This window comes from Microbacterium sp. zg-Y625 (genome assembly GCF_030246925.1).
GTDB classification, from domain to species: domain Bacteria; phylum Actinomycetota; class Actinomycetes; order Actinomycetales; family Microbacteriaceae; genus Microbacterium; species Microbacterium jiangjiandongii.
Genome location: NZ_CP126740.1, coordinates 224,497 through 244,122 on the forward strand (window position 1 = coordinate 224,497; position 19,626 = coordinate 244,122).

General features: G+C 69.8%; 18 protein-coding genes and 1 tRNA gene. 9 read left to right on the forward strand and 10 right to left on the reverse strand.

Annotation, left to right across the window (positions count from 1 at the left end; all coding sequences use genetic code 11):
• Nucleotides 1-26 precede the first annotated feature (26 nt).
• The 3 genes from cls (at nucleotide 27) to QNO14_RS01055 (ending at nucleotide 3,451) form a co-directional block, all read left to right on the forward strand.
• Nucleotides 27-1,493: a cardiolipin synthase gene (cls, locus tag QNO14_RS01045; protein WP_257507044.1), complete on the forward strand. Its 1,467-nt coding sequence runs from the start codon at nucleotides 27-29 to the stop codon at nucleotides 1,491-1,493.
• Between the two features lie 63 nt (nucleotides 1,494-1,556).
• Complete coding sequence (locus QNO14_RS01050; protein WP_257507043.1) at nucleotides 1,557-2,288, forward strand: hypothetical protein; 732 nt, start codon at nucleotides 1,557-1,559, stop codon at nucleotides 2,286-2,288.
• A 218-nt stretch (nucleotides 2,289-2,506) separates the two neighbouring features.
• A complete protein-coding gene (locus QNO14_RS01055) occupies nucleotides 2,507-3,451 on the forward strand; it encodes an endonuclease domain-containing protein (protein ID WP_257507042.1) in 945 nt (314 codons plus the stop codon).
• A 116-nt stretch (nucleotides 3,452-3,567) separates the two neighbouring features.
• On the opposite strand, the gene QNO14_RS01060 is transcribed toward QNO14_RS01055, so the two are convergent.
• Nucleotides 3,568-3,804 carry a helix-turn-helix domain-containing protein gene (locus QNO14_RS01060; protein WP_257495409.1) on the reverse strand — a complete coding sequence of 79 codons (237 nt, stop codon included), beginning with the start codon at nucleotides 3,802-3,804 and terminating at the stop codon, nucleotides 3,568-3,570.
• Entirely contained in the window at nucleotides 3,801-4,424 is a 624-nt protein-coding gene (locus QNO14_RS01065; RefSeq protein ID WP_257507041.1) for a DUF2975 domain-containing protein, read from the reverse strand. The genes QNO14_RS01060 and QNO14_RS01065 overlap by 4 nt, the downstream gene beginning before the upstream one ends.
• 185 nt (nucleotides 4,425-4,609) lie before the next feature.
• Here QNO14_RS01065 and QNO14_RS01070 point away from each other — a divergent pair, with 185 nt between their 5' ends.
• The gene (locus QNO14_RS01070) at nucleotides 4,610-7,135 is read left to right on the forward strand and encodes an ATP-dependent Clp protease ATP-binding subunit (protein WP_257495411.1); all 2,526 of its coding nucleotides are present in this window, start codon (nucleotides 4,610-4,612) and stop codon (nucleotides 7,133-7,135) included.
• A 66-nt stretch (nucleotides 7,136-7,201) separates the two neighbouring features.
• On the opposite strand, the gene QNO14_RS01075 is transcribed toward QNO14_RS01070, so the two are convergent.
• A complete protein-coding gene (locus QNO14_RS01075; RefSeq protein ID WP_257507040.1) occupies nucleotides 7,202-8,083 on the reverse strand; it encodes a transglutaminase family protein in 882 nt (293 codons plus the stop codon).
• A complete protein-coding gene (locus QNO14_RS01080) occupies nucleotides 8,080-10,590 on the reverse strand; it encodes a circularly permuted type 2 ATP-grasp protein (RefSeq protein ID WP_257495413.1) in 2,511 nt (836 codons plus the stop codon). The genes QNO14_RS01075 and QNO14_RS01080 overlap by 4 nt, the downstream gene beginning before the upstream one ends.
• Nucleotides 10,591-10,728: 138 nt before the next feature.
• Between QNO14_RS01080 and QNO14_RS01085 the strand changes: the two genes are divergently transcribed.
• The 3 genes from QNO14_RS01085 (at nucleotide 10,729) to QNO14_RS01095 (ending at nucleotide 12,634) form a co-directional block, all read left to right on the forward strand.
• Nucleotides 10,729-11,229 (forward strand): amino-acid N-acetyltransferase, encoded by a 501-nt coding sequence (locus tag QNO14_RS01085; protein WP_257495414.1) that lies wholly within the window; start codon nucleotides 10,729-10,731, stop codon nucleotides 11,227-11,229.
• Nucleotides 11,230-11,278: 49 nt separating this feature from the next.
• The gene (locus QNO14_RS01090) at nucleotides 11,279-11,956 is read left to right on the forward strand and encodes a hypothetical protein (RefSeq protein WP_257507039.1); all 678 of its coding nucleotides are present in this window, start codon (nucleotides 11,279-11,281) and stop codon (nucleotides 11,954-11,956) included.
• Between the two features lie 258 nt (nucleotides 11,957-12,214).
• Nucleotides 12,215-12,634, forward strand: coding sequence for a dehydrogenase (locus QNO14_RS01095; protein WP_257507038.1), 420 nt, complete (start codon nucleotides 12,215-12,217; stop codon nucleotides 12,632-12,634).
• A 6-nt stretch (nucleotides 12,635-12,640) separates the two neighbouring features.
• On the opposite strand, the gene radA is transcribed toward QNO14_RS01095, so the two are convergent.
• The 5 genes from radA to QNO14_RS01120 all read right to left on the reverse strand — a co-directional run bounded on the left by radA (nucleotide 12,641) and on the right by QNO14_RS01120 (nucleotide 17,986).
• Nucleotides 12,641-14,005 carry a DNA repair protein RadA gene (radA, locus tag QNO14_RS01100; RefSeq protein WP_257507037.1) on the reverse strand — a complete coding sequence of 455 codons (1,365 nt, stop codon included), beginning with the start codon at nucleotides 14,003-14,005 and terminating at the stop codon, nucleotides 12,641-12,643.
• 70 nt (nucleotides 14,006-14,075) lie between these two features.
• Complete coding sequence (locus QNO14_RS01105) at nucleotides 14,076-15,029, reverse strand: L-lactate dehydrogenase (protein ID WP_257507036.1); 954 nt, start codon at nucleotides 15,027-15,029, stop codon at nucleotides 14,076-14,078.
• Nucleotides 15,030-15,092: 63 nt separating this feature from the next.
• Nucleotides 15,093-16,490 carry an MFS transporter gene (locus QNO14_RS01110; protein WP_257507035.1) on the reverse strand — a complete coding sequence of 466 codons (1,398 nt, stop codon included), beginning with the start codon at nucleotides 16,488-16,490 and terminating at the stop codon, nucleotides 15,093-15,095.
• A 150-nt stretch (nucleotides 16,491-16,640) separates the two neighbouring features.
• The gene (locus QNO14_RS01115; RefSeq protein ID WP_257507034.1) at nucleotides 16,641-17,441 is read right to left on the reverse strand and encodes an SDR family oxidoreductase; all 801 of its coding nucleotides are present in this window, start codon (nucleotides 17,439-17,441) and stop codon (nucleotides 16,641-16,643) included.
• 41 nt (nucleotides 17,442-17,482) lie between these two features.
• Complete coding sequence (locus QNO14_RS01120; protein WP_257507033.1) at nucleotides 17,483-17,986, reverse strand: MarR family winged helix-turn-helix transcriptional regulator; 504 nt, start codon at nucleotides 17,984-17,986, stop codon at nucleotides 17,483-17,485.
• Between the two features lie 106 nt (nucleotides 17,987-18,092).
• Here QNO14_RS01120 and QNO14_RS01125 point away from each other — a divergent pair.
• Nucleotides 18,093-18,183 (forward strand) — tRNA-Ser (locus tag QNO14_RS01125).
• A 63-nt stretch (nucleotides 18,184-18,246) separates the two neighbouring features.
• On the opposite strand, the gene QNO14_RS01130 is transcribed toward QNO14_RS01125, so the two are convergent.
• A complete protein-coding gene (locus tag QNO14_RS01130) occupies nucleotides 18,247-18,738 on the reverse strand; it encodes a GNAT family N-acetyltransferase (RefSeq protein ID WP_257507032.1) in 492 nt (163 codons plus the stop codon).
• 246 nt (nucleotides 18,739-18,984) lie between these two features.
• Between QNO14_RS01130 and QNO14_RS01135 the strand changes: the two genes are divergently transcribed.
• Nucleotides 18,985-19,404 (forward strand): glycosyl-4,4'-diaponeurosporenoate acyltransferase CrtO family protein, encoded by a 420-nt coding sequence (locus tag QNO14_RS01135; RefSeq protein WP_257495423.1) that lies wholly within the window; start codon nucleotides 18,985-18,987, stop codon nucleotides 19,402-19,404.
• Nucleotides 19,405-19,626: the final 222 nt, after the last annotated feature.

Here is a 19,626-nt window from a genome sequence, read left to right on the forward strand (position 1 = left end):
GACCCTGTGAGCAGCGAGGGGGGAAAGTGATCAGCATCACTTTCGACTGGACCTGGTGGGTCATCCTCGCCTTCTTCGTGGACCTCATCGTGCGCATCACGGCGATCATCGTCATCCCCCGCAATCGCCGCCCCACCGCGGCCATGGCGTGGCTGCTGGCGATCTACTTCATCCCCTTCGTGGGCGTCTTCCTGTTCCTGTTGATCGGCAATCCGCGGCTGCCCCGCAAGCGTCGCCTCAAGCAGGACCAGATCAACGAGTACATCCACGAGACGAGCGAGCACCTCGACTTCGGCACGCTGCGTCCGCACGCTCCCGAGTGGTTCAACGCGGTCGTCACGCTCAACCGCACGCTGGGTGCCCTGCCCCTCGCCGGTGACAACGCCGCGCACCTCATCGCGGACTACGAGGCGTCGCTTCGGGAGCAGGCCAAGGCGATCCGCGCGGCGGAGCGCTACGTGCATGTCGAGTACTACATCCTGCAGTCCGACCCCACGACCGATGACTTCTTCCGGGCGCTGGAAGAGGCAAGCGCGCGCGGTGTGGTGGTGCGGGTGCTCATGGACCACTGGGCCAACCGGGGAAAGCCCTTCTACAAGCAGACCCTCCGCCGGCTCGATGGCATGGGCGCGCATTGCCACCTGATGCTGCCGGTGCAGCCGTTCAAGGGCAAGTACCAGCGCCCTGACCTGCGCAACCACCGCAAGCTGCTCGTGATCGACGGGGTGGTGGCGTTCGTGGGGTCCCAGAACATCACCGACTCCAGCTACAACCTGCGCCGCAACATCCGCCGGGGCCTGCACTGGGTCGACCTCATGGTGCGCGTGGAGGGGCCGGTCGTGGCATCCGTCAACGCCGTGTTCCTCTCGGACTGGTACAGCGAGACCGACGAGACGCTGACCGAGGAGATCGACCTGTTCGAGGTCACGACCGGACCGGGGGACCTGGACTGTCAGATCGTGCCGTCCGGCCCGGGGTTCGAATTCCAGAACAACCTCAAGCTGTTCCTGAGCTTGATGTACGCGGCCCAGCGCAAGCTCATCATCGTCAGCCCGTACTTCGTGCCCGACGAGTCGGTGCTTCTCGCGATCTCCACCGCATGCCAGCGCGGCGTAGACGTGCAGATGTTCGTGTCAGAAGAAGGCGATCAGGCGATCGTCTACCACGCCCAGCGCAGCTACTACGAGGCGCTGCTGCGCGCCGGCGTGCGCATCTGGCTGTACCCGAAGCCCTACATCCTGCACTCGAAGTCGATGACCGTCGACGATGAGGTCGCGGTGATCGGCTCGAGCAACATGGACATGCGCTCGTTCGGTCTCAACCTCGAGATCTCGATGCTGGTGCGCGGCGAAGAGTTCGTCACGGAGATGCGCGACGTCGAGCAGATGTACCGGGAGCTCAGTCGGGAGCTCACGCTCGAGGAGTGGGAGCAGCAGCCGTTGCGGTCGACCGTGCTCGACAACCTGGGAAGGCTCACCTCCGCGCTGCAGTGAGCGTTATCGCGATGTGACCGGACTCGGCGGCGGCGCCCAGACAGTCGCGCCAGGATGGATGCCATGACCACCCGAATCGCCTCCACTCTCGCCGGGGGCGGCCTCGCCCTGCTGCTGATGGCCTCGCTCACCGCCTGCGCCACCGACTCATCCGACCCCACACCTCCGGCAAGCGGGGGCGTCGGCGGAGCGACCGAAGTCGAAGTGGATGCCGTCTGGCTCGACGGCGGCCGCATGGTGGGTCTCGTGACGCAGGGGTCGTCCTCGTGCGTCCCCATCGCCGACGGCGCCACGCTGTCGGCCGATGGCGCGCTCGAGGTGACGCTCGTCGAGTCGGCATCCGAGGTCTGCACCGCCGACATGGCGCCGCGGGTGACGGTCGTATCGCTCCCCGACGGCGTCGATCCGTCGCAGGATCTGCAGATCGACGTCACGGGCGACGGCTACCGCGGGGAGACCGACCTCGACGGCGTCGCGGGGCTCTCCGCGCCGGCGGGCGAGACGGACTACGCCCCGAGCGCCGGATGGCTGGACGACGGCGCGTTCGCCGTGCTCACGTGGGGCTCCTCGTCGTGCGCGCCGGTCATTCAGGACATTGAGGTGACGGCATCCGACGCCGTCACGGTGACCTTCGCCGCTCCCGAGCCCGACCGCATGTGCACGATGGACATCGCCCCGCGCGCTGTGCTCGCCTTCCCCGAGGGTGACCTCGCCGACGACGCGCCGGTCACGCTGACGCTCACCGGCGGCGGTCCGGAGTTCGAGACCCCCGTCACCACGACGATCCTCGGCTGACCCCCGCCTCGCCGCGCCCGCGGCGGCGCGGCGCTGCTCGAGTGTCACGAATGGCGGGTGGCGGAGGGGTCCGACCGTGCGGAAGCGCCACCGGAGCGGCGCGTATCGCTCCGCCGCGAACACGCGTGGCTCCTGCACAGGGTGCCGATGGCGGGGATCCATCCCCAGAAGGTGTTCCGGGGCTACGGCGGGCAGCCCGCGGATGCCAGGTTGTGGCCATGCTTCGTCACCCGCTCCCCGAGTTCTCGACGCCGGCGTTCACCACGGCGGATGCCGAAGCGGCCGGCGTGGCACGCTCGAGGCTCCGCGCGGCAGATCTCGAGCACCCGTTCCACGGCGTGCACGTCGTCCGTGATGGCCGGCCACCGGTGCTGCGACCCGAGGACGAGATCGTCGCTCGCGCCCGCATCGCGTACCTTCGACTCAGTGACGGGGCCTTCTTCTCGCACCTGACGGCCGCGGTCCTGTGGGGCGTGCCCCTTCCTGCCGGCATCCTCCTCGTGCAGGACGAACTCGACGTCGGAGTGCTGCATCCCACGCGTCCACCGCGGGCGCGCGGGCTGCGCGGTCATCGCGTACAGCCCGAACACGTACGACTGACCGTGCACCCGGAGCACCGGCTCCCGGTGCCGACCCCCGCCAGCACCTGGGCGATGCTCGGCGGCGTGCTCCGGCATCCCTACGATCTCGTGGCGGTCGCGGACGCCCTTGTGAGCGACCGTCGGTACGACGCCGCGGGCCCCCTCGCCACCCGCGCGCAGCTCGAGGCCGCCGTCTTCACGAAGCGGCGTGTCGGTGTGCGCGCGTTGCGTGAAGCGCTGGTGCGGGTGCGACCGTGCGTGGCGTCGCGCACAGAGACCTGGACGCGGCTGGTGATCGTGGATGCCGGATTGCCGGAGCCGCTCATCAACCACACCGTGGTCGACGGTGGCGGCCGGTTCATCGCGTGCGTGGATCTTGCCTACCCGCAGTGGAAGGTCGCGGTCGAATACGAGGGCGCGCACCATCTCTTCGACGCGACGCAGTGGGCGAATGACATCCGCCGATACGAGCGGCTCGCGGCCGAGGGGTGGCGGGTGATCCGCGTCACGAGAGAGGACCTGTTCCGGTATCCCGAGCGTCTGGTGCTCCGTGTGCGTCGCGCGATTCGTGCCGCGGCCTGAGCCGCCGCCCGCGCCGCCCGCGCCGCCCGCGCCGCCCGCGCTGCTCCGGTGTCGCACATGGTGGGTGCTCCGCGCCGCGACTGTGCGGACGCGACACTCGAGCAGCCCCGGCCCCGTCAGCGCGGGTCGGCGCGCACCAGCAGATCGCCGACCTCGCAGTCCAGCGCCCGGCACACCGCCGACAGCGTGGAGTACCGGATCGCCCGCGCGCGGTCGTTCTTGAGCACCGAGAGGTTCACCACCGAGACCCCCACCAGCTCCGACAGTCGCGCCAGGGTCATGCCCCGCTCGGCGAGCAGCTCGTCCAGCCGGCAGTGGATGCCGGTGGGGCCGTCCTCCTCCGCGGGGCTCATACGAGGCCCTCGGTCTCGCGCTGCAGGCGGTCGCCGACGGTGAACACGGTCGAGGCGAGCGCCGCGACGAACCCCAGCATCAGCAGCGACGCGAGGTCGACCGACATGAGCACGTTGTTGAAGGTGCCGTCCGAGAGAGCGGCGAACGCCCCGTTGGCGGCCATGTTGCCGAGGAACGGGTAGGCCGCAGCACCCAGGATCGCGGTGAGGCCGGCGATGGTCACCAGGCGCGTGTTCGTGCGGCTGAACACCCGGTCGCGCAGCACGCTGCGCGACAGCAGCAGCAGGCAGACCACGACGGTGAGCACCGCCGCCACCATCAGCACCTGCTGGATCACGATCGACCACAGCGACGCCACGGGCAGGTCCGAGACCGTGAGCACTGCCGTGTCGAGCTCGACGGCCACATCGGCGCCGTCCACGCCGATGGGGGCGAGGGCGGGGGTGTCGACGAACTCCGCGAGCACCTGAACGCTCTCGGCCGTCAGCACGTCCACGATGCGGGCCACCGCAGCGACGACGGTTCCGACCGTGAGGGCCGCCCCCGCGATCATCATGAACATCAATCCGAACCGGTCACCGGTGGACAGGGCGCGCCCCGTGGCTGTGGCGTGCGACATGGTTTCCTCCATAACGATTGTCGTTAATATCGATCATCGTTACAGTATCGATTCTCGATATGTCCGTCAACAGCGGACCGGGCCGACGCCGGCATCCGCCCGTGGCGAACAACGGGCATAGGGGGACCCTCCGGTCGTTACCCTTTTTGGTAAGCGCCAGAACTGTGCGCTTGGAGGAGTCGACGATGTTCGAGAGATTCACGGACCGTGCCCGTCGTGTGGTTGTGCTCGCCCAAGAAGAGGCGAAGATGCTCAACCACAACTACATCGGTACCGAGCACATCCTGCTCGGCCTCATTCACGAGGGCGAGGGTGTCGCCGCGAAGGCGCTGGAGTCGCTCGGTATCTCGCTCGACGCTGTGCGCGAGCAGGTGCAGGACATCATCGGGCAGGGCCAGCAGCAGCCGACGGGACACATCCCGTTCACGCCGCGGGCCAAGAAGGTGCTCGAGCTGTCCCTGCGCGAGGCGCTGCAGCTCGGCCACAACTACATCGGCACCGAGCACATCCTGCTCGGTCTCATCCGCGAGGGTGAGGGCGTCGCCGCGCAGGTACTCGTCAAGCTCGGCGCAGACCTCAACAAGGTGCGCCAGCAGGTCATCCAGCTGCTGAGCGGCTACCAGGGCAAGGAGCCCGCAGGTGTCGCCGCCGGCCCCGGCGAGCAGAACGCGCCCGCCCAGGGTGGATCGGCGGTGCTCGACCAATTCGGGCGCAACCTCACCCAGGCCGCGCGCGACAACAAGCTCGACCCGGTGATCGGGCGCGAGAAGGAGATCGAGCGGGTCATGCAGATCCTCTCCCGCCGGTCGAAGAACAACCCCGTCCTCATCGGCGAGCCCGGCGTCGGCAAGACCGCCGTCGTCGAGGGCCTCGCGCAGGCCATCGTCAAGAACGAGGTGCCCGAGACGCTGAAGGACAAGCAGGTCTACTCGCTCGACCTCGGGTCGCTCATCGCCGGGTCCCGCTACCGCGGTGACTTCGAGGAGCGTCTGAAGAAGGTCACCAAGGAGATCCGCACCCGCGGCGACATCATCGTGTTCATCGACGAGATCCACACGCTCGTCGGCGCCGGTGCGGCCGAGGGCGCGATCGATGCGGCATCCATCCTCAAGCCGCTGCTCGCCCGTGGCGAGCTGCAGACCATCGGCGCGACCACGCTGGATGAGTACCGCAAGCACTTCGAGAAGGATGCCGCGCTGGAGCGCCGCTTCCAGCCGATCCAGGTCGCCGAGCCGAGCCTGCCCCACGCGATCAACATCCTGAAGGGGCTTCGCGACCGCTACGAGGCGCACCACAAGGTGCAGATCACCGACGGCGCGATCGTCGCGGCAGCGAACCTCGCCGACCGCTACGTCAGCGACCGGTTCCTCCCCGACAAGGCCATCGACCTGATCGACGAGGCCGGCGCCCGCCTGCGTCTGTCGATCCTGTCGAGCCCTCCGGAGCTGCGCGAGTTCGACGACAAGATCGCCAAGGTCCGCGAGGACAAGGAGCGCGCCAGCGAGGACCAGGACTTCGAGAAGGCCGCCGCCCTGCGCGACGAGGAGAAGTCTCTGCTCGCCGAGCGTCTGCGCCTCGAGAAGCAGTGGCGCTCGGGTGACGTCGCCAGCCACGCGGTCGTCGACGAGGGCCTGATCGCCGAGGTGCTCGCACAGGCCACCGGCATCCCGGTGTTCAAGCTGACCGAAGAGGAGTCCAGCCGACTGGTCTTCATGGAGAAGGCGCTGCACCAGCGCGTCATCGGCCAGGACGAGGCGATCGCGGCGCTGTCGCGCACGATCCGTCGTCAGCGCGCCGGCCTCAAGGACCCCAAGCGTCCCTCGGGCTCGTTCATCTTCGCCGGCCCCACGGGCGTCGGAAAGACCGAGCTCGCCAAGGCGCTCGCGGAGTTCCTCTTCGACGACGAGGGTGCGCTGATCTCGCTCGACATGAGCGAGTTCGGTGAGAAGCACACCGTCTCCCGCCTGTTCGGAGCCCCTCCCGGGTTCGTCGGGTTCGAAGAGGGTGGCCAGCTCACCGAGAAGGTGCGCCGCAAGCCGTTCTCGGTCGTGCTCTTCGACGAGATCGAGAAGGCCCACCCGGACATCTTCAACTCGCTGCTGCAGATCCTGGAGGAGGGACGCCTGACCGACGGTCAGGGTCGCGTCATCGACTTCAAGAACACCGTGATCATCATGACGACGAACCTCGGTTCGTCGGCGATCGCGGGCGGCCCTGTGGGCTTCCAGGTCGAGGGCAACGCCCAGACCTCGTACGACCGCATGAAGGGCAAGGTCGACGAGGAGCTGAAGCGTCACTTCAAGCCCGAGTTCCTCAACCGTCTCGACGACATCATCGTGTTCCCGCAGCTGAACAAGGACGAGCTTCGTCAGATCGTCGGCCTGTTCACCAAGCGGCTGGCCGAGCGCCTGCTCGACCGTGACATGACGGTGGAGCTGTCGCCCGAGGCGACCGACCGCCTCATCGAGATCGGCTTCGACCCGACCCTCGGTGCCCGGCCGCTGCGCCGTGCCATGCAGCGCGAGATCGAGGACCAGCTCAGCGAGCGCATCCTGCACGGTCAGCTCAACGCGGGCGACCACGTGAAGGTCGGTTCCGACGCCAACGGCTTCACCTTCGAGAGCGCCCCGCGCGGCGAGAAGGTCGCGGTCGGAGTCGGCACCGCCGGTGAGATCACCGCGACGCCCGACATCATCGCCGGCGCGGAGTAACACCCCGGCCCACGGGCCAGCAACAGACGAGAGCGGATGCCACCCGGCATCCGCTCTCGCTGTCTGTCAGCCCTCGATCGGAGCGACGTCGACCTGCACGCGCAGGCTCGAGTTCTTCGCCTCGGTGAAGATGATGCCCTTCACGGGCGACACGTCGCCGTAGTCGCGCCCCCACGCGACCGTGACGTACCGGTCGTTCGCCCACTGGTCGTTGGTGGGGTCGATCGCCAGCCACTCGTCGGTGCCGGGAACCCACACCGCAAGCCAGGCGTGGGAGGCATCGGCGCCGAAGACCCGCTGCTTGCCCGGCGGCGGCTGGGTGGCGAGGTACCCGCTGACGTAGCGCGCGGCCACGCCGTGGGCGCGCAGGCACGCGAGCGCCAGATGCGCGAAGTCCTGGCAGACCCCCGCCCGCGCCCGCAGCACGTCGGAGACCGTGCTGGTGACGGTGGTCGCCGTGCCGTCGTACGCGAAGTCCGCGTGGATGCGGCGCATGAGGTCTGTGGCCGCCTCGCCGAGCGGGCGACCGGGCGTGAGGGATGCCGCGGCGTACTCCGTCGCCTCGGCCACATGGGCCGCGCGGGGCGACTCCAGGGCGTACTCCACGGCGCGCCAGGCGCCGGGCACCTCGGGGTGGTGCAGGGGGCGTGCCCGCTCCCACGGCTGGGCGAGCGCCGATTCGTCGTACGTCGGCGCCTGCACCTCGACGTCGCCGGCTGCCTCGATCACGAGCGTGCCGTGCGGCTGGGTGAGGTGGAAATACGTCGCGGCGTTGCCGAAGTAGTCCACATCGGGGTCGATGTCGCCGGGCGGCGGCTGCACCGTGACGGCGTGGTCATGCACCTGCTGCCACGGCAGGTCGCGGGGGACGAGGTGGTACAGGCCCACGCTGTCTTCGACCTGGTCGCTGTACGTGTAGGTCGTGCGGTGCCAGACGCGGTATCTCATGCGACCGTCCGCTCCTCGATGAGGGCGAGCTCGGACAGCGGCAGCGGCGGCGGTCCGCTCTCGAACTGCACGTGCGCGACCGCGTCGGCGAGCTGCTCGAGCTGGGCGACCGTGTTGACGAGGAACTCCGTCAGTGCCGGGCGGTGCTCGCCGTCGGTCGCCGTGAGCGCGGTCACGTCGACGTGCTCGAGGGCCGTCTCGAGGTGCTCGAGCAGGCGCTCCGGTCGGGTGGAGCCGGTCGAGGCGGGCATGGCGGCGAGGTGCGTGCGCATCGCCCCCAGCGAGAACGCGAGCGACCGCGGGTTGTCGCGGTCCGACAGCAGCAGCTCCAGCGCGTCGGCGGTGCGCACCGATCCGCGGTACCGGCGCCGGTAGGTGACGATGCTCTCCGCGACCGTGAGGGTCGCCTCCAGCACCTCGCGGTCGGCGCGGTAGGCGCGGCGGCGGGTGGTGGTCGCCATCATCAGATGGCACAGCTGCAGGCCGCGCTCGAGGTGGCGACCCGCCTCGATCATGTGCCACCCGGGGTCGCGCATCATGTTCGCCGTCACGCCCTGCAGCGACAGCACGGCGGTCAGCATGCGGCCGGCGGACTCCGCGGTGCGGTGCGCGTGCGGGGCGGAGCGAAGCGCGCGCGCCGCCCGGTCGACGTTCGAGAAGACGCGCCAGGTGTCGCCCGAGAGCTGATCGCGCACGCCTTCGAGGGCATCGCGCAGCCGGGCGATCGCGTGCGCCGCGCTGCCGCTGCGGTCGGCATCCAGCAGCAGCGAGCGCAGTTCGGCGTCGGGGTCGGGCAGGCGGATGCCGGCGAGGCGCTGCAGTGCCGCCAGCAGCACGCCGGTGCTCTCGGCGGCCTGCGCGCTGTGACGGCGGCTGAGCTGTTCCAGCTGGTGGTGCGCGGTCAGCAGCAGGCGCAGCATGTCCTCGGCCCGCTCCGCGTAGCGCCCCGCCCAGAACATGTCGGCCAGCGCGCGGGGTGCGAGAGTCGGCACCGTGGGGCCGATCTCCGGCGGCGCGCTCTCGACGAGTCCCTGGTCGGGATCGTCCGGCGCGGCCTTCAGCACCCAGACGTCCTTCGTCACCGGGCCGGTCTCTTCGCCCGCGCGCACGGTGGCCAGTCCGCCCACGAGGGGGCGGTACGCCGAGCCGTAGCGCAGCGTGAAGCTGCGGAACACGACCGGGCGGGCAGCGGCGCGCGTCCGGTCGGCCCAGACCGGCGCCTGCGACAGCGGAAGCACGTCCTGGCCGACGTAGCGATGCGGGGCCGCGGTGATGAGCGCGGCGAGCTCCGCCGCCGGCAGGTCCGCCAGCAGGGCGCGGGGCTCGTCGATCGTCCGCACGAGGAGAGTGGGGTCATCGGACGCGAGGCGGTCGAGCACCTGCTCGCGCGCGTCGGGGTCACCGCACCACCAGGTCGGCACCGACGGCAGTCGCAGCTGCTCGCCCAGCAGCGCTTCACAGGCGGCCGGGAGGAAGGGCATGAGTCCGGGGTTCTCGAGCACGCCCGCGCCGAGCCCGTTGACCAGGCGCACCCGGCCGCGCCGCACCGCCTCGGTCAGGCCGGCGACGCCCAGCCGGGAGTCGGCACGCAGCTCGAGCGGATCGCACCACTCGGCATCCACTCGTCGCACGATGACGTCGACGCGCTCGCGCGGCCGGGCGTGCGGCCAGCCGGCGGGTTTCATCCACACCCAGCCGTCGCGCACGACCAGGTCGCTGCCCTGCACGAGCGGCATGCCGAGTGCGTTGGCGAGGAAGGCCTGGTCGAACGCCGTCTCGGAGTGCGGGCCGGGGGTGAGCACGACCACGTGCGGAGAGGCGACTCCGGGAGCGCTGTCGAGCAGCGCGGCGCGCAGAGCCGAGAAGTACGGCTCCATGCGGTGCAGATCGCTGCCCTGGTAGAGGTCGGGGAGCACCTGCGCGATGACCCGGCGGTTCTGCATGGCGAACCCGAGTCCTGACGGCGCCTGCACGCGGTCGGCCAGCACGTGCCAGTCTCCGTCGGCGTCGCGCCCCAGGTCGGCGGCCGACAGCACGAGCGGCTGCGTGTTCGCAGCGCCCGGCCGGGCCACGGGCCTGGCGAAGCCGGAGTGGCCGAAGATGCATGCGGACGGGACGACGCCGGATGCCAGAAGGGTCTGGGGCCCGTAGAGGTCGCTGAGCACGGCGTTGAGCAGCTCGGCGCGCTGCGCGAGTCCCACGTCGAGCCGCGCCCACGTCGGGGCGTCGATGACGAGCGGCATCGGGTCCAGCTGCCAGGGCTGCGCCCCGGCCTCGGCAGTCACGTAGGTGACGCCGTCGTCGGCGAGGAAGCGTCTGATCTCCCCCTCGACGCGGCGCAGCTCGTCGGGAGTGAGGGCGAGGGCGAGGTCCGCCATGGCCTTCCATCCGGGGCGCAGACCGCCGTCGGGAGAGACGACTTCGTCGTATCGGCTGACGACGCCGGGCAGGGAGAACGGCAGCGTCGGCTCGCTCACCGCTGTCGCATAGTCACGCAGCACACTCACGCCTGCGGACCTCCTCCGGTTCGGGGGCAGCGGCGCCGGGCGGCGGGCGTGGTTCGAATTTACCGGAGGACCGCCGCGCCCGCCGCCCACGACCCCGCCGCCCACGGCGCCGTCGTCCTTCCCGGATAAAGTGGGACGGTGACCAGCTTCACCGTCCGTGCCGCCCGAACGTCCGACGTGCGGGGCATCATGGCGATGCTGGAGCCGTATGTGCAGCGGCGGATCCTGCTGGGCAAGGACATCGTGGTGCTGTTCGAATCGGTGCAGCAGTTCGTGGTCGCCGAGGCGGACGGTGAGCTCGTGGGGTGCGGTGCTCTGCACGTCATGTGGGAGGACCTGGGTGAGGTGCGCACCCTGATCGTCGTCGACGAGTGGCTGCACCGCGGCGTCGGGCGCGCCATCGTCGACCGCCTCGAAGACGACGCACGCGCGCTCGGCCTCTCGCGGCTGTTCTGCCTCACGTTCGAGGTGGACTTCTTCCGCGCCCGCGGGTTCGCGCCGATCGGCGAGCACATCGTCGACCCCGACGTCTACTCGCAGCTGCTGCGCAGCCCCGATGAGGGGATCGCGGAGTTCCTCGACCTGGCGCACGTCAAGCCGAACACCCTCGGCAACACGCGCATGCTCAAGCAGCTGTAGCGGGCGCGCCCCCGGGCCGTGGCGGCACCCGCGACGTAGCCTTGTACCCATGTCCGAACCCGTCCGTCGCAGGCATTCGCCCGCCGTCTACCGCCGTCGTCGGCTGACGGTGCTGCTGGTCGTCATCGTCGTGATCGTCGGGATCGTGCTGCTGGTGTGGCAGCCGTGGAACGCCGACGCGAGTCAGACCGACCCGAGTCCCGACCCGGCGCCGTCGGCCTCGTCGTCGCCCGGAGGCGCGGCCACCGCCACGCCCCTTCCGAGCCCCACGGCGTCGCAGGCAGAGCCAGAGGCTGACGCGCCGGAGGGCGACGCCGCCGTGGCCTGCACGGCAGGCATGGTGGAGGTCGCCGGCATCACCGACAAGGAGACCTATGCCGCGGGCGAGAACCCGCAGCTGTCGATCTCGCTGACCAACACCGGTGGGGTTCCGTGCACGATCAACGTGGGCACGACGACGCAGACCTTCATGGTCAGCAGTGGCGACGATGTCTGGTGGCGCTCGACCGACTGCCAGACGGAGCCGAGCGACCAGACGGTCACGGTCGACGCTGGACAGACCGTCACCAGCGTCACCCCCCTCACCTGGGACCGCACTCGCTCGTCTGTCTCGACGTGCGGTGACGTCGACCGGCAGACGGCCCCCGGCGGTGGGTCGTCGTTCCACCTGAAGGTCTCGATCGGCGGGGTGGAGTCGTCGGGCAGTCGACAGTTCGTCCTCAACTGATCTGCCGGGGGGCTTGATCTGAGAGCTTTCTCATGCATGTCCCCCAAAGAGGGGACAGCCCCCGGTCGTGAGCGTGGACTATTCTGGACCCAGCTCCCGCACGTCGTCCCCGCTGTCCCCAGCAGTTGAGTGCAACCCTCCCCAGAGTTGCACACCGGGAACTTCCGACGGCGGTGAGCGTTGGGCCCTCTCGAGTCACCCAGTCCCCAATGGGCGGCCCGAGAGGGCCCTCTCTTTCGCTCTCGGTAGGCTGGGGGGATGGCCGGCAAGAAGAAGGCGAAGCGCTCGCCGTCCGAGTTCCGCAACCCGCAGCTGCAAGACGCGCTGCAGACGCAGGACATGGCCGCGATCGCGTTCGCGTTGCGCCACGGGCCGACCGTCGTGCCGCTGATGCGGCCCGGTCAGCGCGACAACCCGCTCGACGTGGGCGAGGTCTGGACGTACCGCGACCCGCGCACCGGCGATGTCGCGCTGCTGCTGTTCAGCGACGCCGTCCACAAGCCGGCGACCCTGCCGCCCGGGGTCGCACTGCAGTCCCCGGCCTGGTTGCGCGCCTTTCTCAGCGCCCACGAGGAGGAGATCACCACGGTGTTCTTCGACATCGCCGGGCCGCATCCGCTGCAGGCATCGCCCGCCGATCTCATCGCGGCGCTGGATGCCGAAGCCCCCGCCGAGTGAGCCGGGTCAGAACTCGGGTTCGTCGCCGGGGCCGGGTCGGTGCAGGCGCGGCAGGTCGCGCAACGCGTCTCGCAGGGTGCGGCAGCGCGCGTCGAGCACCGTGCGATAGCCGAGGCGTGCAGCCTCGCTGCGGCGCTGGTCGGTCTGGGTCACCGCGCGGATCTCGCCCGCCAGGCTGAGTTCCCCGATGGCGGCGACCTTCGCCGGCAGCGCGCGGTCGCTCACGGCGCTCGCGACGGCCAGCGCGATCGCGAGATCGGCCGCCGGCTCGGTGAGCCGCACACCGCCGACGGTGGACACGTAGACGTCCTGGTCGGAAACCGTGATGCCGGCCTTCTTCTCGAGCACCGCGAGGATCATCGCGACGCGGGCGCCGTCGACCCCGCTGACGATGCGCCGCGGGTTCGGAGCCCCGGTCTTCATGGTCAGCGCCTGCACCTCTACCGGCAGCGCCCGGCGGCCCTCCAGGGCGACGGTCACGCAGGTGCCCGCCTCGCGGGAGCCGTGACCGAGGAACAGCGCGCTGGGATCGGAGACCTCGGTGATGCCGGCGCCGGTCATGTCGAAGCACCCCACCTCATCGGTGGCGCCGAAGCGGTTCTTCAGCGCCCGCACGAAGCGCAGCGACGTCTGCCGGTCGCCCTCGAAGTGGCAGACGACGTCGACGAGGTGCTCGAGGATGCGCGGGCCCGCGATCGACCCGTCCTTCGTCACGTGCCCCACGATGATGACGGGCAGGTCACGCTCTTTGGCGACGCGGATGAGAGTGGATGCCACCTCGCGCACCTGCCCGGGGTGCCCCGCCATGCCGTCGGACATCGACGATGACACCGTCTGCACCGAGTCGACGATGAGCAGCTGCGGCTTCACCTCGTCGACGTGCCCCAGGATCGTGGCGAGGTCGGTCTCGCTCGCGAGATAGAGCTCGTCGTGCAGGGCCCCGGTGCGCTCGGCGCGCAGGCGCACCTGCCCGAGTGATTCCTCGGCGCTGACGTACAGCACGCGCCGGCCCACCCGCGCGCTCTGCGCCGCGACCTCGGTGAGCAGCGTCGACTTGCCGACCCCCGGCTCGCCGGACAAGAGGATCGCCGCGCCCGGGACGAGACCGCCGCCCAGCACCCGGTCGAACTCGCCGATGCCGCTGGTGGTGCGGGCCGCCTCTTGCGTCTGCACCTGCGTGATGGGCCGGGCCGCGCGTGCGGCTCCGGGAGCGACCGGGGTGATGGTGCGGACGATGCCGGTCTGCTCGGCCCCTTCGACCACCGTGCCCCACTGCTGGCACTCGCCGCAGCGGCCGACCCACTTCAGGGTCGTCCAGCCGCACTCCGTGCATCGGTACGGTGCGGCGGTCGTGGGGCGTCGGGTGGCCATGCCTTCAGGCTATGCGGAGCCGCCGACACCGGCGGCATCCATCCCACAGGTGGCGGCAGGCCGCCCGCGGTCAGGCGCGCAGATCATCGGCGACGCGGCGCAGGGCGTCGGCCGAACGGCGGAACAGGCCGAGCTCGCTCGGCGAGAACGACGTCTCGCGGATCGGCTTCGCGCCGCTCGCGCTGACGATCGACGGCACCGAGAGGGCGACGCCCGAGACGCCGTGGAAGTCGTCGAGCACCGTCGACACCGGCATCACCGCGTGCTCGTCGTGCAGGATCGCCTCGACGATGCGCGCGCTGGTGATGCCGATGGCGTAGTTCGTGGCGCCCTTTCCCTGGATGACCTTGTACGCCGCGTCGCGCACGTCCACCGCGATCTGGTCGAGCTCGTCGACCGTCATGCGCGGGTGGCCCTCGGTCTCCCAGTCGAGGATCGGGACGGTGCCGATGAAGGCCTTCGACCACAGCGGGAACTCGGTGTCGCCGTGCTCGCCCACGATGTAGGCGTGCACGCTGGAGGACGAGACGCCGGCGCGCTGGGCGAGCTTCCAGCGCAGGCGCGAGGTGTCGAGCACCGTACCCGAGGAGAAGATGCGCTCGGGCGGAAGGCCCGTCGCCTCCTGGGCGAGCACCGTGAGCACGTCGCAGGGGTTGGTGACGATGACGAAGACGGCCTTCGGCGCCACCTCGAGCAGCTGCGGCACGATGGACTTGAGGATGTTGGCGTTGGTGCCGGCGAGCTCGATGCGCGTCTGCCCGGGCTTCTGCTTCGCGCCTGCGGTGATGACGATGACGTGCGAGCCTTCGGCGACGGAGATGTCGGCGCCGCCGATGATGTCGCTCGTGCCGGTGAACTGGGTGCCGTGGGCGAGGTCGAGCACCTCGGCCTCGGTCTTCTCCGCCGCGATGTCGTACAGCGCGACGTGGCGCGCCGATCCGCGGATCAGGGCCGCATAGGCGGTGGACGAGCCGACGCTGCCGGCGCCGACGACGGTCAGTTTCGAATTCTCGATCGCGCTCATGGGCCTCAGTCTTGCAGGGGAGGATGCCGCTGACTACCGGTGCACCGAACGACAGTGCCGGCGTCAAGATGCGGCGGCCCCGGCGCCGGTCGCGGCGGCGGGAGCGCGCGGCGGATTGCGGATGCCGAAGAACGACACGAGCCCGCCGGCGGCCATGAGCGCCGCCGTCGCCAGCGCGGCGCGGTGGAAGCCCCCGAGGTTGAGGGACCCCCCGACGATGGCGGCCAGCATGGCGATGACGATGAGGCCGGCGACGCGCGATACGGCGTTGTTGACCGCCGACGCGATGCCGGAGCGAGCCGGCTCGATGGCGCCCAGGATCGCAGCGGTCAGCGGAGACACGGTGACCGCGAGGCCCAGGCCGAACACGATCATGCTGGGCAGCACCTGCCACCAGTAGTCGAAGTCCGCCGAGACCGTCAGCAGCAGCAGCGACCCGGCGGCCATGAGCAGCGGCCCCACGGTCATGAACAGGCGGGGACCGAGGCGCCCGGCCAGCGCTCCGATCGGGGAGCTCAGCACCACGAGCAGAACCGTCGTCGGAATGGTGGCCAGACCCGCCAGCGTCGCTGACAGTCCGGCGCCCTGCTGCAGGTACACCCCGACCACGAAGCCGTTGAGGGTCAGCGCGCCGTAGATGAACGCGGTGGCGACGTTGCCGGTCCAGAAATTGCGCACCCGGAAGAGACCCAGGGGCAGGATCGGGTGCCGTGTCGTGCGCTGACGCACCAGGAAGGCGGCGAACAGCGCGATTCCCAGCGCCAGCGGCATCCAGATCGCCGGGGACCCCCACCCCAGATTCGGCTGCTCGATGAGGGCGAACACCATGCCGCCCAGGCCCAGGGTGCACAGCATCGCACCGGTCCAGTCGATCGCGGCATCCTCGCGGCGCACGTCGCGGAGGGCCAGGCGGGGGAGCAGCCACAGGGTCACCGCGATCGGAACGATGTTGACCACGAAGGCGAAGCGCCACGACAGGTAGTCGACGAACAGGCCGCCCACGAGCGGCCCGCCGATGGTGGCAGCCGTCGTCAATGCCGTCCAGATGCCGATGGCGCGGGCTTGGAGAGGACCGCGCATGCTCGAAGTGATGAGAGCGAGGGAGCTGGGGACGAGGAAGGCCCCGGCCGCGCCCTGCACCGCGCGGGCGATGATGAGGGTCACCGGATCCGGGGCGAGGGAGATGGCGACGGATGCCACCCCGAATCCGATCAGTCCGATGCGCAGCACCAGGATGCGGCCGAAGGCGTCGCTCACCGAGCCCGCCAGCAGAATGAGTGAGCCGAGGGTGATGAGGTACGCGTCGACGGTCCACTGCTGGGTGGTCAGGCCTCCGCCGAGGTCGCGGCCGATGGCGGGGAGGGCCACGTTGACGATGCTGCCGTCGAGGAACGCCACGAACGAGGCGAGCACCGCGATGGTCACGACCAGTCGCTGCTGGCGGTCCATCGTCTCGGGCATGCGCCCACGCTAGACCCGCGGTTGGGGTGCTGGGGTGGCAGTTGTTGTCGCCTGTGGGGGGCCAGAGCGACAGCAACTGCCACATGAACGCGACCGAACGCGTTCAGGGGAGGGTGTCGGATGCCAGGGGGTGGCATCCGACACCGGGGATCACTTCTGGTCGGCCCAGCTCCAGATGTCATCGCCGCGCAGCGACGCGTCGGCGCCGCCGTCGTTGTAGATGACCTGGCCGGCGAGGTGGGTGTTCTCCGGGCTCGTCAGCCAGATCAGCAGGTTCGCGATCGACTCGGGCGGCTGGTGGTAGTTCAGCGGCATGGGGACCGAGGCGTCCACCATCGCGGCGCCCTCGGGCGTCTTCAGCAGGTCGGCGGTCATCGGCGTGATGACGGTGCCGGGCGCCACCGCGTTCAGGGGGATGCCGGCGCCGGCCCAGGCGGGCGTGATCGACTCCCGGCGCACCCAGCGCGACAGCGCACGCTTGGACGACGGGTAGACGAGGTAACCGATCTGCGGGCCCTGGGCGGCGAGGCCCTCGGCGATCTCGAGTGCGCGTGCCTCATCGCCGGCGAGGGCGGCCTCGACCATCTCGGGGGAGTTGGTCTGCAACGACGCCATCGACGAGACGACCGCGACGCGGGGGGCGTCGGACTTCGTCAGCGCGGGCAGCAGGGCCTCGAGGAACTCGGTGACGCCGAAGAAGTTCACCGAGATGGTCTTGGCGATCGGCGCCGAGATGCCGGCGCAGGCGATGACCGCGTCGACGGTGCCGCCGGCGAGCTCGACGGCCTTCGCCGCGGCATCGGTGCGCCCTGCGGGCATGGACAGGTCGGCCTCGACGTCGGCATTGCGCAGGTCGACTCCGATGACGCGCTCGCCGCGGTCACGCAGCAGCTGAGCGGTGGTGGCGCCGATGCCGGATGCTGATCCGGTGACGACATAGGTGCGGGGCATGGTTGCCTCCTTTGTGTTTCGGGCCTCGGGTGGGGCCGTCTTCAGGCCGACGGGTCGTCGGACGTGGGTGCGCCGGGCTGATCGGCGTCGGTGCCGATGGCGGCTTCGACGAACCGGGCGGTGAGGGCGGCGAAGCGGCCGCGCTCCGCGGCATCCCACCCCCGCATCGCCTCGTCGACCATCTCGCGACCGCGCTGGACCAGGAGGGCGAACACGTGCTCGCCTTCCGGGGAGAGCGCGACGATGCTCGCACGCCCGTCGTCGGGATCGGGCGATTTGGTCACAAGTCCGGCCGTCTCGAGGCGGGCGAGCTGCTTGCTCATGGTGGGCCGGGTCAGCCGCAGATCGGCGGCGAGGTCGCCCGCGCGAATCGGACCGACCCGGCCCAGGGTGTAGATGGGGCGGATGTCGCCGGCATCGATGGTCAGTCCCGCTTCACGGGCGACAACAGTCTGCCGCGTGAGCGAGGTCCACTGGGCCATCAACTGCGTCAGCGACGTCAGGAGGACCCCTTCCGGGGTGGGGTCCGCCGTCGTCCCATCCATGATCAGACTCTACGCCGAGTGGTTGCCCCAGGCAACTAAGAGGAGGCTGTCCTGGCCAGGCCGGCTCGATTGGCGGCGTCGGCCCGTCTCGCGTACGATTGTCCGCGGTGACGTGTCCGAGCGGCCGAAGGTGCAACTCTCGAAAAGTTGTGTAGGGTAACCCCCTACCGTGGGTTCAAATCCCACCGTCACCGCCACTGAAAACCCCTGCTGCGGCGGGGGTTTTCTTCTTGTTCGGGCTGTCCCCGCAGCGGCGGCGGTCAGGGTGCCAGAGCGAGCTCGAAGCACAGCGACCTGGGCATCGACGCGACGTAGGGCTCGTACACGGGGATCGGCGTGAATCCTGCGGCCGTGTACAGCGCGATCGATTCGGGTTGCGGCCTCCCGGTCTGCAGGATGACGCGGCGTGCGCCCTCCGCACGGGCTCGTTCGATGACAGCGGCCGTCAGGGCCCGGCCGACGCCCCGGCGCCGTGCCACGGCGGGCACGATGAGCCGCTTGAGCTCGACGTCCGCGCCGAGGCGGCGAAGCATGACGTGCCCGAGCGGCGTGCCGTCCTCATCGAGCGCGAGGAAGGTCGCGATGACGTCGTCGGGGCGCACGCGCAGTGCCTCCCTGCGCGCCGCGGTGAGTTCCGGATCCTCGCCGGTCGTCACCGGCCCGTACCGAACGGTCAGCTCGTCGTCCAACATCCCGCGCAGCGCGACGGCGCGCGCGTCGTCGACGGGGACCTTCTCGATGCGCACAGCCACTTCCCCATCCTGCAACGCACGCGGCGTCGACGTCGACCGTGCGGATGCGCCGGGGCGCCCTCGTGGAACTCGACCGCGCGAAAACGGGTTCAATAGAGGCGAAGACTGTCGAGTGCATCGCGATCGAGGGGCGAAACCCGCATGGTGGCCATAATCATTGTGCTCGGCGCAATCAGTGTCATGACGACGTCACTGTGGTCCAGCATCGGGCCGGAGCATGGGGCTTTCCCTTTTTGTGTTGCCCTCATGTCGTTCGCATTCCCTATTTTCATAGGCGCCGAACTGGCAAAGAGGATTCCGGCAGGAGCTTTCAGGATCTCAGCCCGAAGCAACCGCTTGTTCGCCGCTCTTGGTGTGAAGGTTTTCGACCGGATTCTCACATTCATCCGATGGAACGCCCTCGTGCTGAACATGCGAAAGCCTGTCACCAAGCCGTCCGACTTGCAGCAGCTGGCCTTCGACTTGCGATCAGCGGCAGTTGGTCATGGCTGTGGCTTGCTCGTCCACGTCGTCATCGCTGCGATTGCCCTGTCTGCGGGCTATATGGAAGCCTCGCTGTGGATTCTTCTTCCATCAGTACCGCTCCATGCATATCCGATCATGCTTCAGCTGGTAAATCTTCGTCGGATAGACGGAATCCATGAGGCGCGAGGATCTCGGGCGTAACTCAGTCCCTCGCCCGCGCCGTCCGGCCGGCGGAATCCTCGCCGAGGAAGCTGCCGCCTGGGTCCGAGATCAGCGTTGCGGTGCACTGCCGCACCTCGAGCCGGGGTGCGATCGGGGCGCCCGCCCCGCCGCGCCGTCGCCTCCGTGGTGCGTCGAGAGTTGCGCCCGCGAGGGGATATCCTCGCTCGGGGCGTATACAGCGCCCTCGTGCCCGGCGCGTCG